Annotated in this window: 9 protein-coding genes and 3 tRNA genes; 6 read left to right on the forward strand and 6 right to left on the reverse strand. The window is 62.1% G+C overall.

What is annotated here, in order from left to right:
- The first annotated feature begins 9 nt into the window (after positions 1–9).
- From ptrA to recD, 3 genes are read left to right on the forward strand one after another with little or no spacing between them, the layout of a single operon-like run.
- Positions 10–2898 carry a pitrilysin gene (gene ptrA / locus ABTW55_RS02730; RefSeq protein WP_060422368.1) on the forward strand — a complete coding sequence of 963 codons (2889 nt, stop codon included), beginning with the start codon at positions 10–12 and terminating at the stop codon, positions 2896–2898.
- On the forward strand, positions 2895–6446 hold the full coding sequence (recB, locus tag ABTW55_RS02735) for an exodeoxyribonuclease V subunit beta (protein ID WP_060422195.1): 3552 nt from the start codon (positions 2895–2897) through the stop codon (positions 6444–6446). Before ptrA ends, recB begins: the two co-directional genes overlap by 4 nt.
- Positions 6443–8293 carry an exodeoxyribonuclease V subunit alpha gene (recD, locus tag ABTW55_RS02740; RefSeq protein WP_060425388.1) on the forward strand — a complete coding sequence of 617 codons (1851 nt, stop codon included), beginning with the start codon at positions 6443–6445 and terminating at the stop codon, positions 8291–8293. The genes recB and recD overlap by 4 nt, the downstream gene beginning before the upstream one ends.
- A 37-nt stretch (positions 8294–8330) precedes the next feature.
- Here recD and argA read toward each other — a convergent pair whose 3' ends face one another.
- The gene (gene argA, locus ABTW55_RS02745) at positions 8331–9674 is read right to left on the reverse strand and encodes an amino-acid N-acetyltransferase (RefSeq protein WP_049232224.1); all 1344 of its coding nucleotides are present in this window, start codon (positions 9672–9674) and stop codon (positions 8331–8333) included.
- Between the two features lie 221 nt (positions 9675–9895).
- Here argA and amiC point away from each other — a divergent pair, with 221 nt between their 5' ends.
- Positions 9896–11152, forward strand: coding sequence for an N-acetylmuramoyl-L-alanine amidase AmiC (amiC, locus tag ABTW55_RS02750; RefSeq protein WP_033654113.1), 1257 nt, complete (start codon positions 9896–9898; stop codon positions 11150–11152).
- Positions 11153–11242: 90 nt separating this feature from the next.
- On the opposite strand, the gene ABTW55_RS02755 is transcribed toward amiC, so the two are convergent.
- The 3 genes from ABTW55_RS02755 to ABTW55_RS02765 form a co-directional block, all read right to left on the reverse strand.
- Positions 11243–11319, reverse strand: a tRNA-Met gene (locus ABTW55_RS02755).
- A 64-nt stretch (positions 11320–11383) separates the two neighbouring features.
- Positions 11384–11460: transfer RNA gene (locus tag ABTW55_RS02760), tRNA-Met, on the reverse strand.
- Between the two features lie 58 nt (positions 11461–11518).
- Positions 11519–11595: transfer RNA gene (locus ABTW55_RS02765), tRNA-Met, on the reverse strand.
- Between the two features lie 216 nt (positions 11596–11811).
- Between ABTW55_RS02765 and mltA the strand changes: the two genes are divergently transcribed.
- Complete coding sequence (gene mltA / locus ABTW55_RS02770) at positions 11812–12948, forward strand: murein transglycosylase A (RefSeq protein WP_033635751.1); 1137 nt, start codon at positions 11812–11814, stop codon at positions 12946–12948.
- 84 nt (positions 12949–13032) lie between these two features.
- Positions 13033–13839 (forward strand): tRNA cyclic N6-threonylcarbamoyladenosine(37) synthase TcdA, encoded by an 807-nt coding sequence (tcdA, locus tag ABTW55_RS02775; protein WP_004931886.1) that lies wholly within the window; start codon positions 13033–13035, stop codon positions 13837–13839.
- Here tcdA and csdE read toward each other — a convergent pair.
- The gene (gene csdE / locus ABTW55_RS02780; protein WP_033649797.1) at positions 13830–14264 is read right to left on the reverse strand and encodes a cysteine desulfurase sulfur acceptor subunit CsdE; all 435 of its coding nucleotides are present in this window, start codon (positions 14262–14264) and stop codon (positions 13830–13832) included. The two genes, tcdA and csdE, sit on opposite strands and share 10 nt — an antisense overlap.
- Before the next feature lie 19 nt (positions 14265–14283).
- Entirely contained in the window at positions 14284–15489 is a 1206-nt protein-coding gene (csdA, locus tag ABTW55_RS02785) for a cysteine desulfurase CsdA (protein ID WP_043147957.1), read from the reverse strand.
- Positions 15490–15624: the final 135 nt, after the last annotated feature.

Here is a 15624-nt window from a genome sequence, read left to right on the forward strand (position 1 = left end):
ATTTTGGATATGCGCAGACAGTTGGCCCGTATCACCGGGCTGGTATTATTGGCTATGTGTTGGGCGCCGTTGAGTTGGGCCGCGCAAGGATGGCAACCGCTGGCGGAGAAGATCAACAAAAGCGAACACGATCCGCGTCAGTATGAGGCGATCAAATTGACTAACGGCATGACGGTGTTGCTGGTGTCCGATGCCCAGGCGCCGAAATCGCTGGCGGCGCTGGCATTGCCGGTCGGCTCGCTTGAAGATCCGAACAGCCAACTGGGTTTGGCGCACTATCTGGAACATATGGTGCTGATGGGCTCCAAGCGCTATCCAGAGCCGGAAAACCTGTCCGAATTCCTGAAAAAGCATGGCGGCAGCCACAACGCCAGCACGGCTTCTTATCGCACCGCCTTCTATCTGGAAGTGGAAAATGACGCGCTGGAGCCGGCGGTCGATCGCATGGCCGACGCCATTGCCGAGCCGCTGCTGGATCCGGGCAATGCCGATCGTGAGCGCAACGCGGTTAACGCCGAGTTGACGATGGCGCGTTCGCGCGACGGTATGCGTATGGCGCAGGTGGGCGCGGAAACCCTTAACCCGGCGCACCCGAGCGCGCGCTTCTCCGGTGGCAATCTCGATACGCTGAAAGACAAGCCGGACAGCAAGCTGCACGATGAACTGACCGGCTTCTATAAGCGCTACTATTCCGCCAATTTGATGATGGGCGTTTTGTACGGCAATCAGCCGCTGCCGCAGCTGGCTGATATTGCGGCGAAAACCTTTGGCCGCGTGCCGAATCACGACGCCAGCGTGCCGCCGATCACCGTGCCGGCGGTGACGCCGGAACAGCAGGGCATCATCATTCACTATGTGCCGGCACAGCCGCGCAAGCAGCTGAAGGTCGAGTTCCGCATCGATAACAACAGCGCCGCGTTTCGCAGCAAAACCGATACCTACATCAGCTACCTGATCGGCAACCGCAGCAAGAACACCCTGTCTGACTGGTTGCAGAAGCAGGGGCTGGCGGACGCCATCAATGCCGGCGCCGATCCGATGGTGGATCGCAACGGCGGCGTCTTCGCCATCAGCGTTTCACTGACCGACAAAGGCCTGGCCAAGCGCGACGAGGTCGTCGCCGCCATTTTCAACTACCTGAAAATGCTGCGCAGCGAAGGCATCAAGCAGAGCTACTTCGACGAAATCTCGCATGTTCTGAATCTGGATTTCCGTTATCCGTCGATCACGCGCGACATGGACTACATCGAATGGCTGGTGGACACCATGCTGCGCGTGCCGGTTGAACATGCGCTGGACGCGCCTTACCTGGCCGATCGCTATGATCCTAAGGCGATCGCCGAACGCCTGGACGGCATGACGCCGCAAAACGCCCGCATCTGGTTCGTCAGCCCGGATGAGCCGCACAACAAGACAGCCTATTTCGTCAATGCGCCTTACCAGGTCGACAAAATCACGCCGCAGCGCTTTACGCAGTGGCAGCAGTTAGGGAGTGGGATTTCCCTGTCGTTACCGACGCTCAATCCGTACATCCCGGATGACTTTACCCTGACCAAGCCGTCGCACGAGTTCAAAAAGCCGGAAATGGTGGTGGATAACCCCGGTTTGCGCGTGCTGTACATGCCGAGCCGTTACTTCGCCGATGAGCCGAAGGCCGACGTCACTGTCGCTTTCCGCAACGCCAAGACCATGGATTCCGCGCGCAACCAGGTGCTGTTCTCGCTGACGGATTATCTGGCCGGCCTCGCGCTGGATCAGCTGAGCTATCAGGCATCGGTTGGCGGGCTGAGCTTCTCGACCTCGCCGAACAACGGCCTGATGTTTAATGCCAACGGCTTTACCCAGCGCCTGCCGCAGTTGCTGACGGCGCTGATCGAAGGCTATTCCAGCTTCACGCCGACGGAAGATCAGCTGGCGCAGGCCAAGTCCTGGTATCTGGAGCAGTTGGACGCCGCCGAGAAGGGCAAGGCGTTTGAATTGGCCATTCAGCCGGTGCAGATGGTTTCCCGCGTGCCGTATTCCGAACGCAGCGAACGCCGCGAAGTGCTGAAGACGCTGACGCTGAAAGACGTGCTGGCCTATCGCGACAGCCTGCTGGCCGAGGCTACGCCGGAGCTGCTGGTGGTGGGCAACATGAGCAAGCAGCAGGTCGACACGCTGGCGTCGACGCTGAAACATCGCCTGGGCTGTACCGGCATCGAATGGTGGCACGGCGAAGACGTGGTGGTGGACAAAAATCATCTGGCCAATCTGCAACAGGTGGGCAGCAGCACCGATTCGGCGCTGGCGGCGGTCTATGTGCCGACCGGCTACGACGAAGTGGCCGGCATGGCCTACAGCTCCTTGCTGGGGCAGATTATTCAGCCGTGGTTCTATAGCCAGCTGCGCACTCAGGAGCAATTGGGGTATGCGGTCTTCGCCTTCCCAATGTCGGTGGGGCGCCAATGGGGCGTGGGCTTCCTGTTGCAGAGCAACAGCAAACAGCCGGCATACCTGTACCAGCGCTATCAGGATTTCTACCCGAAAACCGAGAAACGCTTGCGCGACATGAGCGAAGCGGACTTTGAGCAGTACAAACAGGCGCTGATCAATGAGCTGAAGCAGCGGCCGCAAACCCTGAGCGAAGAGGCCAGCCGGTTCGCCAACGATTTCGATCGCGGCAATTTCGCCTTTGATACCCGTCAGAAGCTGATCGCGCAGGTGCAACAGCTGACGCCGGCCAAACTGGCGAATTATTTCCACCAGGCGGTGATCCAGCCACAGGGGCTGGCTGTGCTGTCGCAGGTGAGCGGCAGCGGGCAAGACAAGGCGGATTACGCGGCGCCTAAGGGCTGGGTCACCTATCCGAACGCGTCTGCATTGCAGCAGATCCTGCCGCGCAAAGTGGCGACGCCATGACGGAAACTGCCCCGCAGAGGCTGGAGCCGCTGACGCTGCCGCTGTTCGGCGAACGCCTGATCGAGGCGTCGGCGGGCACCGGCAAAACCTTTACCATCGGCGCGCTGTACCTGCGTTTGCTGCTGGGGCTGGGCGGTGAAGCGGCGTTTCCCCGGCCGCTGACGGTCGAAGAAATCCTGGTGGTGACCTTTACCGAGGCCGCCACCGAGGAGCTGCGTGGGCGTATCCGCGACAATATCCACGGGCTGCGCATCGCCTGCGTGCGGGGCGTCAGCGCCAACCCGCTGTTTTCGGCGCTGATGGCTGAAATTGACGACTTGACCGACGCCGCCTCGCAGCTGCTGGCGGCGGAGCGGCAAATGGACGAAGCGGCGATTTACACCATTCACGGCTTTTGCCAACGAATGCTGACGCACAACGCCTTCGAATCCGGCATGCTGTTTGAACAAACGCTGGTGCAGGACGAGTTGCCGCTGCGGCGGCAGGCCTGTGCCGATTTCTGGCGTCGCCACTGCTATCCGTTGCCGCTGGGCGTGGCGCGTGCGGTCAGCCAGGAGTGGAGTGGCCCGGAAGCGTTGCTGGCCGATCTTTCCGGCTATCTGCACGGTGAGGCGCCGGCGCTGCGTCGGCCGCCGAAGGATGAAGAAACCGTCCTGATGCGCCACGAGCAGATCGTCGCGCGCATCGACGCCATCAAGGCGCAATGGCGGGCGGCGGCGGGCGATCTGGAGGCGCTGATCGCTCAGTCAGGCGTCGATAAGCGCAGTTACAGCAGCAAGCACCTGCCGAACTGGCTGAACAAGGTCGGCGAATGGAGCGGGCAGGAGACTCAGGACTACCAGCTGCCGAAGGAACTGGATAAATTTCGCCAGTCGGTGCTGCTGGAGAAGACCAAGAAAGGCGAGCCGCCGCGGCATGCGCTGTTTACGGCGATCGACGAGCTGTTCGATGAACCGTTGACGCTGCGCGACCTGATCATGGCGCGTGCGCTCAGCGAGATCCGTACTTCCATTCAGCAGGAAAAGCGCCAGCGCGCCGAGCTGGGGTTTGACGACCTGCTTAGCCGTTTGGACGGCGCCCTGCAAAGCGGCGGTGGTGAACAGCTGGCGCAGGCGATCCGTCAGCGCTACCCGGTGGCGATGATCGATGAATTCCAGGATACCGATCCGCAGCAATATCGCATTTTCCAAAAGCTTTACGTCGGCCGGCCCGATTGCGGCCTGCTGCTGATCGGCGATCCCAAGCAGGCGATTTACGCCTTCCGCGGTGCCGATATCTTTACCTACATGCGGGCGCGCTCAGAGGTGAGCGCCCACTATACGCTGGAGACCAACTGGCGCTCGTCGCCGTCGATGGTCGCCAGCGTTAATCACCTGTTTTCTCAGGTAGAAAAACCTTTCCTGTTCGGCCAAATCCCCTTTATCGAGGTCAGCGCGGCGGAAAAGAACCAAGGGCTGGCGTTTGACCTGCACGGCAAGCCGCAACCGGCGATGCAGTTCTGGCTGCAGCAGGGGGAAGGCGCCGGTGTAAGTGATTACCAACAGCTGATGGCGCGCCTGTGCGCCACGCAAATTCGGGACTGGCTCAGCGCCGGGCAGCAGGGCCAGGCGTGGCTGCAGGGCGGCAAGGAGCCAAGGCCGGTACAAGCCTCCGATATCACGGTGCTGGTGCGCAGCCGCAATGAGGCGGCGTTGGTGCGCGATGCGCTGAGTGCGCTTTCTATTCCGTCGGTCTACCTGTCCAACCGCGACAGCGTGTTCGACACCCCGGAGGCCAAAGACCTGCTGTGGCTGTTGCAGGCGGTGTTGGCGCCGGAACAGGAGCGCACGCTGCGCAGCGCCATGGCCACCGGGCTGATGGGGCTGGACGCGCCGACGCTGGACGGCCTGAGCCGCGATGAACGCGCCTGGGACGAGCTGGTTAACGAGTTCGACAATTACCGCACGCTCTGGCTGCGCCGCGGCGTGTTGCCGATGCTGAGCGAGGTGATGAAAGCGCGCCAACTGGCGGAGAACCTGCTGGCCAGCACTGGCGGCGAGCGTCGCTTGACCGACGTGCTGCATCTGGGGGAGCTGTTGCAAGAGGCGGCGGCGCAGCTCGACAGCGAACATGCGCTGGTGCGCTGGCTGGCACAGCAGATCGCCCAGCCTAATCGCCAGTCCGATAATCAGCAACTGCGGCTGGAGAGCGACCGGCATCTGGTGCAGGTGATCACGATTCATAAATCCAAGGGGCTGGAGTTCGATCTGGTGTGGCTGCCGTTCGTCGGCAATTTCCGCCAGCAGCAGCAGGCGCTGTATCACGATCGCCACAGTTTCCAGGCGTTGCTGGATCTCGACGCCAATGAAGAGAGCCAGGCTTGGGCGGAGGAAGAGCGGTTGGCGGAAGACCTGCGCCTGCTGTATGTGGCGCTGACCCGCTCGGTGTACCACTGCAGCATCGGCATCGCGCCGCTGTTCCAGGGCACGCGCAAGAAACAGGGCGATACCGATCTGCACCGCAGCGCATTGGGTTATCTGGTGCAGGGCGGGCAGGCCGGCGACGCCGCGTATCTGCAGGAGCGACTGCAGCAATTGGCGGGCGGCGGCATCGCGCTGTCGCTGGTGGAACCGCCGGACGAGGCGCCCTGGCAGCCCCAGGCATCGCTGGCCGCTACGCTGGCGGCGAAAAGCTTTACCCGACGGATCCAGGATTTTTGGCGGGTGACCAGCTATACCGGTTTGCAACAGCACGGCGCGAGCCTGATGCAGGATCTGCTGCCGCGTCTGGATGTCGACGCCGTGGGCGAGCGGGGTGAAGAGAGTGAGCCAGCGCTCACACCGCATACCTTCCCGCGCGGCGCAACGCCCGGCACCTTCCTGCACAGCCTGTTTGAAACGCTGGATTTCACCCAGCCGCTGGACGAACAGTGGCTGCTGGCACAGCTGCAACAGCAAGGATTTGCCGAGCACTGGCAGCCGATTTTGCTGGCGTGGATGCAGGTATTGCTCAACACGCCGCTCGCCCCCAGCGGCGTGACGCTGGCGGCGCTGACGCCGCAGCACAAGCAGGCCGAGCTGCAGTTCTATTTGCCGATTAACCGGTTGTTGCAGGCGAAGGCGCTCGATGCCCTGGTGAAGCGTTACGATCCGCTTTCCGCCCGCTGCCCGGCGCTGGATTTTCATCAGGTACAGGGCATGCTGAAAGGCTTTATCGACCTGGTGTTCTGCTGGCAGGGCAAATACTACCTGCTGGACTACAAGTCCAACTGGCTGGGGGAAGACAGTAGCGCCTATACCCGGCCGGCCATGGAGCAGGCGATGGCGGAGCATCGTTACGATCTGCAATACCAGCTGTATACGCTGGCGCTGCATCGTTATCTGCGTCATCGGTTGCCGGATTACGATTACCGGCGCCATTTTGGCGGGGTGATTTATCTGTTCCTGCGCGGCGTGGATGCGGCGCACCCGGGCAACGGCATTTTCACCTGTCTCCCCGAGCTTGAGCTGGTGGAGGGGATGGATCGCTTGTTCAGCGGCGAAGCTGCGGCGACGGAGGAAGGATCATGATCGCACTGCTGGAGCAGGCGGTGGCGCTTGGCGTGCTGCGCCCGCTGGACGTGCAGTTCGCCCGCGTGGTGGCGAGCGAAGACGAGCCCGATATTTTGCTGGCAGCCGCCTGCCTGAGCGCAGAGGCGGGGGCCGGTCACGTCTGCCTGATGCTGGAGCAGCTGCAGGCGGACACGCTGTTTGAAGGGCGCCAGCCGGCGTTGGCGCTGGCGGTGTGGGAGGCGGCCGGGCGGCCGGATAGCGCGCGTTGGCAGCAGCGTTTGGCGGCCAGCGCGGCGGTTGGGGACGGCAGCGGCGCTACGCCGCTGGTGCTGCGCGGGCCGCGCCTGTATCTGCAGCGCATGTGGCAAAACGAAGGCGAAGTGGCGGCGTTTATCGGCGGCGAAGGCGAGTCGCTGGCGGTGCCGGAGGCTGAGCTGCGCACCATTCTCGACAGCTTGTTCGGCGCCGCGAGCGACGAGCCCGACTGGCAGAAAATCGCCGCCGCGGTGGCCGCCACGCGGCGCATTGCGGTCATTTCCGGCGGGCCGGGCACCGGTAAAACCACCACCGTCGCCAAACTGTTGGCGGCGCTGGTGCAGCTGGATGAAAGCGCGCGCTTGCGCATTCAGCTGGCGGCGCCGACCGGTAAGGCGGCGGCGCGCCTGACGGAGTCGCTTGGCAGCGCCAGCCGCCAGCTGGCGTTGACCCCGGCGCAGCAGGCGCTGTTCCCGACGGAGGCGGCGACGTTGCACCGTCTGTTGGGGGCGCAACCGAACAGTCAGCGCATGCGTTATCACCGTGGCAACCGGCTGCATTTGGATGTGCTGGTGGTGGATGAGGCCTCGATGGTCGATCTGCCGATGATGGCGCGCCTGATTGCCGCGCTGCCCGATCGGGCGCGGGTGATTTTCCTCGGCGACCGCGATCAGCTGGCTTCGGTGGAGGCCGGCGCGGTGCTGGGCGATATTTGCCGTTTTGCCGAGCAGGGATACAGCGATGCGCGCGCCGCTGAGCTGAGCCGCCTGACCGGTTGTTCGCTCACGGGGCAGCAGGCCGACGCGGAAGCGGCGGTGCGCGACAGCCTGTGCCTGCTGCGCAAGAGCTATCGCTTCGACGCCCGTTCCGGCATCGGTCAGCTGGCGTTGGCGGTCAACGCCGGAGCGGGGGATCGCGCGCTGGCGGCATTAAACGGCAGTTTCGGTGATGTTGCGGGCTATGCGCTGGCGACGAGCGAAGAGTATCAGGCGCTGTTGGATGCCTGCGTGGCGGGCTACCGCGACTATTTGCGGCTGACCGCAGAAGGGGCGGACGCGGCGACGGTGCTGACGGCCTTTGGCCGTTTCCAGGTGCTGTGCGCGCTGCGTGAAGGGCCGTTCGGCGTCGCCGGCCTGAACGAGCGCATTGAGCTCGGGCTGCAGCGCGCCGGTTTAATTGACCGCAAGCCGGGCGTGCTTGGCCGCTGGTACCGGGGGCGGCCGGTGATGATCGGCCGCAACGACAGCGCGCTGGGGCTGTTCAATGGGGATATCGGCATTACGCTGCCGGATGAGCACGGCGATCTGCGCGTGCATTTCCAACTGCCCGACGGCAGCATCAAGTCGGTACAGCCAAGCCGTTTGCCGGCGCATGAAACCGCTTATGCGATGACGGTGCACAAATCTCAGGGATCGGAGTTTGACCATACGGTGCTGGTGTTGCCAAATCACTTTCTGCCGGTGCTGACGCGTGAGCTGGTCTATACCGCGATCACTCGCGCGCGTAAGCTGCTTTCGCTGTACGCTACGGAGGCGGTGCTGCTACGGGCCATTCGCACGCCGACCCAGCGCCGCAGCGGATTGGCTGAACGGCTGCAGGCGACGGAATAAGCGCTGAGGGGCGCGGCAACGGCCGCGCCCGCAGGGATTACAGATCCGCCAGCAGAATTTTGGAGCGGCGCTGGTAGTTGTACAACGCCTGTTTCTGCATCGGCAGCACGTCGACCTCCGCCGGGGTAAAGCCACGCTCCTGGAACCAGTGGATGCTGCGTGTGGTCAGCACGAACAGCTTCTTCAGCCCCATCTGCCGGGCCTGATTTTCTACCCGCTGCAGCAGCATCTCGCCGCGTGATGAGCTGCGGTAATCGGGATGCACCGCGACACAGGCCATCTCACCGATTTTTTCCTCCAAGAACGGGTACAGCGCCGCGCAGGCGATGGTCAGGTTGTCGCGTTCGATAATGGTGAACTTGTCGATTTCCATCTCCAGCTGTTCACGCGAACGGCGCACCAGAATACCCTGCTGCTCGAGTGGCCGAATCAGCTCCAGGATGCCGCCGATGTCGTTGATCGTCGCTCGGCGCACCTGTTCGGCGCTCTCCATCACGATTTGGGTGCCGATGCCGTCGCGCGAGAACAGTTCCTGCACCAGCGCACCGTCCTCTTGATAGCTGATCAGGTGGCTGCGGCGCACGCCGCTGCGGCAGCCTTTCACCGCGCCGCGCAGGAAGCGCACGGTGCCGGAATGGTAATCGCCGCCTTCTTCCAGCTCTTCAAGGCGCTTTTGCGCGTCGTTGGGGAACAGCTCGGAAAGGATGTTACCCTCCGCGTCGGTCACGCCCTGCGAGGAGCAGAAGCCGATCATTTTTTCCGCTTTGAGCTTGATTGCCAGCTGGGTGGCCACTTCTTCCGAGGTCAGGTTGAAACTCTCGCCGGTAACGGAAACCGCGACCGGGCCGATCAGCACGATGGCGTTGCTGTCGAGCTGGCGGTGGATCGCGTCTTCATCGATGCGGCGAATGCGGCCGCTGTGACAGTAGTCGATACCGTCATCGATGCCCAGCGGTTGCGCGATGATGAAGTTGCCGCTGACCACGTTGATATGCGCGCCCTGCAGCGGCGTATTGTTGAGGCTCATCGACAGCCGGGCGGTGATGTCGAGCTGCAACAAGCCGGCGGCTTGCTTGACCAGTTCCAGCGTATGGGCGTCGGTTACGCGCGTGTGCTTGTGGTAGATCGGCTCAAAGTTATGCTGCGCCAGGTTGGCGTCGATCTGCGGCCGCGCGCCGTAAACCACCACCAGGCGAATGCCCAGACTATGCAGCAGCCCGATATCATTGACGATGTTGGAGAAATTCTCGTGTTCGATGGCTTCCCCGCCGAGCATGATGACAAACGTTTTGCCGCGGTGGGCGTTGATATAGGGGACTGAGTGACGGAATCCTTGCACCAGCTCTGTACTACGTTCCTTCACGACAAACCTCTTTTGCATATTTATACGGTATTTTTGTATTTTTATTCTTTTATGGCGCCGATGGCAAGCGAGAAATCATCATGAAGAGTGCGCTAAGGGCGCTAAATCGTTAATAAATTGAAAAACCATAAAAAGATTTTCTGATGACAGGGCTGGAATGATTGGTTAAAGTTTTCGGCATCCCCATTTTATTGATGTTTTTTTCATCTGTTGTAAACAGCTATTACTGCCGGAGCCGCATGCCAAACTCTAATCACAATCTGGGCCGCCGTCGTTTATTACAGGGCGTTGCCGCCAGCTGGTTGCTGAGTGTGAGTCGCACAGGCTTCGCCGCGTCATCGCACGTGATCGCCGTGCGCGTCTGGCCATCCTCCACCTATACCCGCGTCACGCTGGAATCCAACGTCGAGCTGAAATACAAGCAGTTTGCCCTGACCAATCCCGATCGCGTGGTGGTGGATATCGAAGGCGTCCACCTCAACAGCGTGCTGAAAGGCATCGCCGGGCAGGTGCGCGCCGACGATCCGTATCTCAAGCAGGCGCGCGTCGGCCAGTTCGATCAGAATACCGTGCGGCTGGTGCTGGAGCTCAAGCAGAGCGTCAGCCCGCATATTTTCACGCTGGCTCCGGTGCCGGAGTATCGCAATCGCCTGGTGATGGATCTCTATCCGACCAAGGGCAGCAGCAGCGGCGGCGAGGAGTATGATCCGCTGCTGGCGTTACTGGAAGATTACAACAAGGGCGATCTGGAGCGCACGCTGCCGCCGGAAGCGCCGCAGGCCGGCAAGGCGGGGCGCGATCGGCCGATCGTCATCATGCTGGATCCCGGCCACGGCGGCGAAGATCCCGGCGCTATCGGCAAGTACAAGACGCGCGAGAAAGACATTGTGTTGCAGATTGCCCGCAAGCTGAGCGCCATGATCAAGCGCGAGCCGAACATGAAAGTATTCATGACGCGCAACGAAGACGTGTTTATCCCGCTCAAGGTGCGCGTCGCCAAGGCGCGCAAGCAGCGCGCGGATCTGTTCGTTTCGATTCACGCCGACGCCTTCACCAGCCGCGCCGCGCGCGGTTCGTCGGTGTTCGCGCTGTCCACCAAGGGCGCCACCAGCTCGGCGGCCAAGTTCCTGGCGCAGACGCAGAACGCCTCGGACCAAATCGGCGGCGTCAGCAAGAGCGGCGACCGTTATCTCGACCACACCATGTTCGATCTGATCCAGACCGCGACCATCAACGACAGCCTGAAGTTCGGCAAGGAAGTGTTGAATCGGATGGGGAAAATCAACCGGCTGCACAAGAATCGCGTCGATCAGGCCGGTTTTGCGGTGTTAAAGGCGCCGGATATCCCGTCGATCCTGGTGGAGACGGCGTTTATCAGCAATATCGAAGAGGAGCGCAAGCTGCGCACCAGCCATTTCCAGCAGCAGGTGGCGGAGTCGATTCTGGCGGGCATCAAGGCTTATTTCGCCAACGGCGGCGCGCTGGCGAGCCGATAGAGGCAGGGCCGGGCGCGAGTCCGGCTAGTTTCGCGGATTGCAGATACAAAAAAACACCCGTCAGGGTGCTTGTCTGTTGTCATCAAGAGTTGGTTGCGGGGGCCGGATTTGAACCGACGACCTTCGGGTTATGAGCCCGACGAGCTACCAGGCTGCTCCACCCCGCGTCCGTCTTGGTGCTGTATTACTACGAACCACCGTGCATGTTATGCCGCTGGTACGACATTCGGTTGGTTGCGGGGGCCGGATTTGAACCGACGACCTTCGGGTTATGAGCCCGACGAGCTACCAGGCTGCTCCACCCCGCGTCCGTGTAATACTTTGTTATCGAAGCCAAACGCAAAATACCGCCGCTGCGGCATCGGTTGGTTGCGGGGGCCGGATTTGAACCGACGACCTTCGGGTTATGAGCCCGACGAGCTACCAGGCTGCTCCACCCCGCGTCCGATGGATGCGCACTATACTCTCCATGCGTTTTGTTGCAAACCCTTTTTGCATTTTATTGGCCTAAACCCGTTTTTCTGCTGAATTTGCCCGCAATTTGCCTTCTTTTTCATCACCATCCTCCGTGCGGCTTTTTTTATTTGCAGCGATTCCTTTATCAATGAGCGTTTGTTATCGTTCAGCCGGTAGATCATATCAGTTTGAGAGTGTGCGCGATGAAAGGACGTTGGGGCAAATACCTGCTGGGCGGGTTGATGGTGGCGGTGTTGGCGGGCTGTTCGTCCAAGCCGACCGATCGGGGTCAGCAATATAAAGACGGCCGTCTGGATCAGTCGCTGGAGCTGGTCAATCAGCCCAACGCCAAAGGTTCGCCGGTCAACGCCAAGGATTATTCGGATCAGCTGATGGAGATCAAGTACGCGTCGCCTTCGCTGTTCAACCGCAACAACGGCACCTATCAGGCGGTACAAAATTGGATGGCGTCCGGCGCTGACACGCGCATGCTGAGCCAGTACGGCCTCAGCGCTTACCAGATGGAAGGCGTCGACAATTACGGCAACGTGCAGTTTACCGGCTACTACACGCCGGTGGTGCAGGCGCGCTATACCCAACAGGGCGAGTTCCGCTATCCGCTGTACCGCATGCCGCCGAAGGGCAGGGGCCGCTTGCCGGATCGCGCGGGCATCTATTCCGGCGCGCTCGACGATCGCTATATCATCGCTTACACCAACTCGCTGATGGACAACTTCATGATGGAAGTCCAGGGCAGCGGCTATGTCGACTACGGCAACGGCCAGCCGCTGGTGTTCTTCGGCTACGGCGGCAAGAACGGCCACGCCTATCGCAGCATCGGCAAGGTGCTGATCGATCGCGGTGAAGTGGCCAAGGCGGACATGTCGATGCAGGCGATCCGTCAGTGGGCGGATACCCACAGCGCCGCAGAGGTGCGTGAGCTGCTGGAGCAAAACCCATCGTTCGTGTTCTTCCGCCCGGAAGCTTTTGCGCCGGTGAGAGGCGCCAGCGCGGTGCCGCTGATCGCCAAAGCCTCGGTGGCCTCCGATCGTTCGCTGATCCCGGCGGGCACCACGCTGCTGGCCGAAGTGCCGCTGCTGGACAACAAGGGTAAATTCACGGGAAAATACGAGATGCGTCTGATGGTCGCGCTCGACGTGGGCGGCGCCATCAAGGGCCAGCATTTTGACATGTATCAGGGCATCGGGCCGGAAGCCGGCCACTCGGCGGGGTACTACAACCACTACGGCCGCGTCTGGGTGCTGAAGAACAACGGCGGCGGTCAGCTGTTCAGCGCCAATCAGTCAAACGGCGGCGGTTCGTTGCTGGCCACCCGCTAAACGCATACGGCGTGAAAAGAGTGACCCGCAAGGGCCGGATTTTCCGGCCCTTATCATTTGCATTACGAAGGTAATTAAAGCGTTATGAGCACAGCTTATTCGGAAGCCTATCTGCAGCGTTTCGGCGGCACGGCGCGGTTGTACGGCCAGCAGGCGCTGGCGGTGTTCGCGCAGGCGCACGTCTGCGTGATCGGCATCGGCGGCGTGGGTTCCTGGGCGGCTGAGGCGCTGGCGCGCACCGGCATCGGCGCCATCACCCTGATCGACATGGATGATGTTTGCGTCACCAATACCAACCGCCAGATCCACGCGTTGCGCCAACACGTCGGGCAATCGAAAACCGAGGTGATGGCGGAGCGTATCCTGGCGATTAACCCGGAATGCCGGGTGACCTGCATCGACGATTTCATCACCCCGGACAACGTCGCCGAGCTGCTGGACCATAACTTCAGCTACGTCATCGACGCGATCGACAGCGTGCGGCCGAAGGCGGCGTTGTTGTCATACTGCCGCCGCTTCAAGATCCCGGTGGTGACCACCGGCGGCGCCGGCGGGCAGATTGACCCGACCAAGATCGAAGTGGCCGATCTGGCGAAAACCATCCAGGATCCGCTGGCCGCCAAGCTGCGCGAGCGGCTGAAGCACGATTTCAACGTGGTGAAAAACGGCAAGGGCAAGCTGGGCATCGACTGCGTCTTCTCCAGCGAGCCGTTGGTTTACCCGCAGCCGGACGGTTCGGTGTGCGCTTCACGCAGCACGGCGGAAGGGCCGAAAAGAATGGATTGCAGCGCGGGGTTCGGCGCGGCGACCATGGTCACCGCTACTTTCGGCTTCGTCGCCGTGTCGCACGCGCTGAAAAAGATGGTGGCGAAGGCGGCGCGTCAGGCGTAACGGGCGGCGATCGCCTTGACGGCGGCGGCCAACGCCGCCAGGCCGCCGGCGCGGGTGGCGCTCAGCTGGGCGCGCAGCGCTAACCGGTCGAACAGCGCCAGCGGATCCAATGCGGCGATCTGCTGCGGCGTTTTCCCTTCCACTTCGGTCAGCAACACCGCCAGCAGGCCGCGCACGATGCGGCCTTCGCTGTCGCCATAGAAGTGCAGCGTGCCGTCTTCCAGCAACTGGTGCCCCAACCAGACGCGGTTTTCACACCCGCTCAACGCCATTTCTTCACTGCGCAAGGCCTCCGGCAGCGGCGGCAGCCGTTTCGCGAGCATAATCAGCTGGCGGTAGCGATCTTCCCACTGTTTCAGCGTGCTGAAGGTGGCGATCAACGCCTCGGCGGTGACCTCTCGGCCAAAAGGATGGGGGGCGAGCATAGCGTCTCCGGGAATCAAGTCAGTCGGCCAGCAGATCGAGGGCGTGAGTCAACGCGCTGACCAGCGTATCGACGTCCTGTTGCGTATTGTAGGGGGCGAACGACGCGCGCAGCGTGCCGCTGACGCCCAACGCCGCCATCAGCGGCTGCGCGCAGTGTTGGCCGGCGCGCAGCGCAATGCCTTGCTCCGCCAGCAGGGTGACGATGTCGCTGTGGTGCACGCCGGCGATGTCGAACGCCAGCAGGCTGGAGCCGGAGCTGCGGAAGCTGCGAAAGCCCGGCAGCTGCGCCAACCGCTGTTCCGCCTGGTCCGCCAGCTCGCGGCTGTAGCGCTCCGCCGCCGCCATGTCCTGCTCGCTGAGCCAGGTGAGCGCCGCGGCCAACCCCAGCACGCCGGCGATATTTGGCGTGCCGGCTTCGAAGCGATGCGGCGGCTTTTGCGGGGCAAAGCCGTCGAACGATGCCTGGGTCAGCATCTTGCCGCCGCCTTGCCAGGGTGCCATCTGCGCCAGCAGCTCGGCTTTGCCGTACAGCGCGCCGATGCCAGTCGGGCCATACAGCTTGTGGCCGGAAAAGGCGTAGAAGTCGATGTCGAGCAGCCGTACGTCGGCCGGGCCGTGAACCACGCCCTGTGCGCCGTCGATCATCACGCGTGCGCCGGCGGCATGCGCCATCGCGATCGCCGGCGCCAGATCCGGGCAGCCGCCGGTGACGTTGGACATTTGCCCCAGCGCCAACAGGCGGGTTTTGTCGTTGAGCAGGGTGGGCAGCTGCGTCAAATCCGGCAACCGATCGGCGCCGATCGGCAGTTTCACCACCCGCGCGCCGGTTTGTTCCGCCACCATCAGCCAGGGGATCAGGTTGGCGTGGTGTTCCGCTTCGCTCACCAGAATTTCATCGCCCGGCTGCAGACGCGGACGCAGATAGCTCTGCGCCACCAGGTTGATCGCTTCGGTGGTGCCGCGCGTCCAGACGATGTCGTCGGCCGACGGCGCATTGATCAGCTGCGCCACCTGGCCGCGCGCCTGCTCGAAGCGGGCGGTCAGATCCTGCGCCGCCCGATGCTGGCTGCGGTGCACGGTGGCGGCGTCATCGCGATAAAATTGCTGCGTGGCGTCGATCACCGCCTGCGGTTTTAACGCGGTGGCGGCGCTGTCCAGATAGATGCCGTCCTGCGCGAGCGCGGGAAACTGTTGGCGAAAAAGGCTGGGGTTAAAAGGCGTCATACCCTGATTGTCACTGGCTTGAGTCGATGGGGGATCCTGTCCTATTTTGCCGCCGGAGACAAGCGATCCTGCCTATTAGGACTTATCGCCTGGCAAAATTGGGAAAGTTTGTTATGCTATTAAATGTGCGCTTAT

The organism is Serratia sp. SM04 (genome assembly GCF_040280225.1).
GTDB lineage: Bacteria > Pseudomonadota > Gammaproteobacteria > Enterobacterales > Enterobacteriaceae > Serratia > Serratia sarumanii.

Bases quoted from the DNA above. Each gene is read 5' to 3' on its own strand.
- ptrA (WP_060422368.1), top strand. From the start codon at position 10: ATGCGCAGACAGTTGGCCCGTATCACCGGGCTGGTATTATTGGCTATG.
- recB (WP_060422195.1), top strand. From the start codon at position 2,895: ATGACGGAAACTGCCCCGCAGAGGCTGGAGCCGCTGACGCTGCCGCTG.
- recD (WP_060425388.1), top strand. From the start codon at position 6,443: ATGATCGCACTGCTGGAGCAGGCGGTGGCGCTTGGCGTGCTGCGCCCG.
- argA (WP_049232224.1), bottom strand. From the start codon at position 9,674: ATGCAAAAGAGGTTTGTCGTGAAGGAACGTAGTACAGAGCTGGTGCAA.
- amiC (WP_033654113.1), top strand. From the start codon at position 9,896: ATGCCAAACTCTAATCACAATCTGGGCCGCCGTCGTTTATTACAGGGC.
- mltA (WP_033635751.1), top strand. From the start codon at position 11,812: ATGAAAGGACGTTGGGGCAAATACCTGCTGGGCGGGTTGATGGTGGCG.
- tcdA (WP_004931886.1), top strand. From the start codon at position 13,033: ATGAGCACAGCTTATTCGGAAGCCTATCTGCAGCGTTTCGGCGGCACG.
- csdE (WP_033649797.1), bottom strand. From the start codon at position 14,264: ATGCTCGCCCCCCATCCTTTTGGCCGAGAGGTCACCGCCGAGGCGTTG.
- csdA (WP_043147957.1), bottom strand. From the start codon at position 15,489: ATGACGCCTTTTAACCCCAGCCTTTTTCGCCAACAGTTTCCCGCGCTC.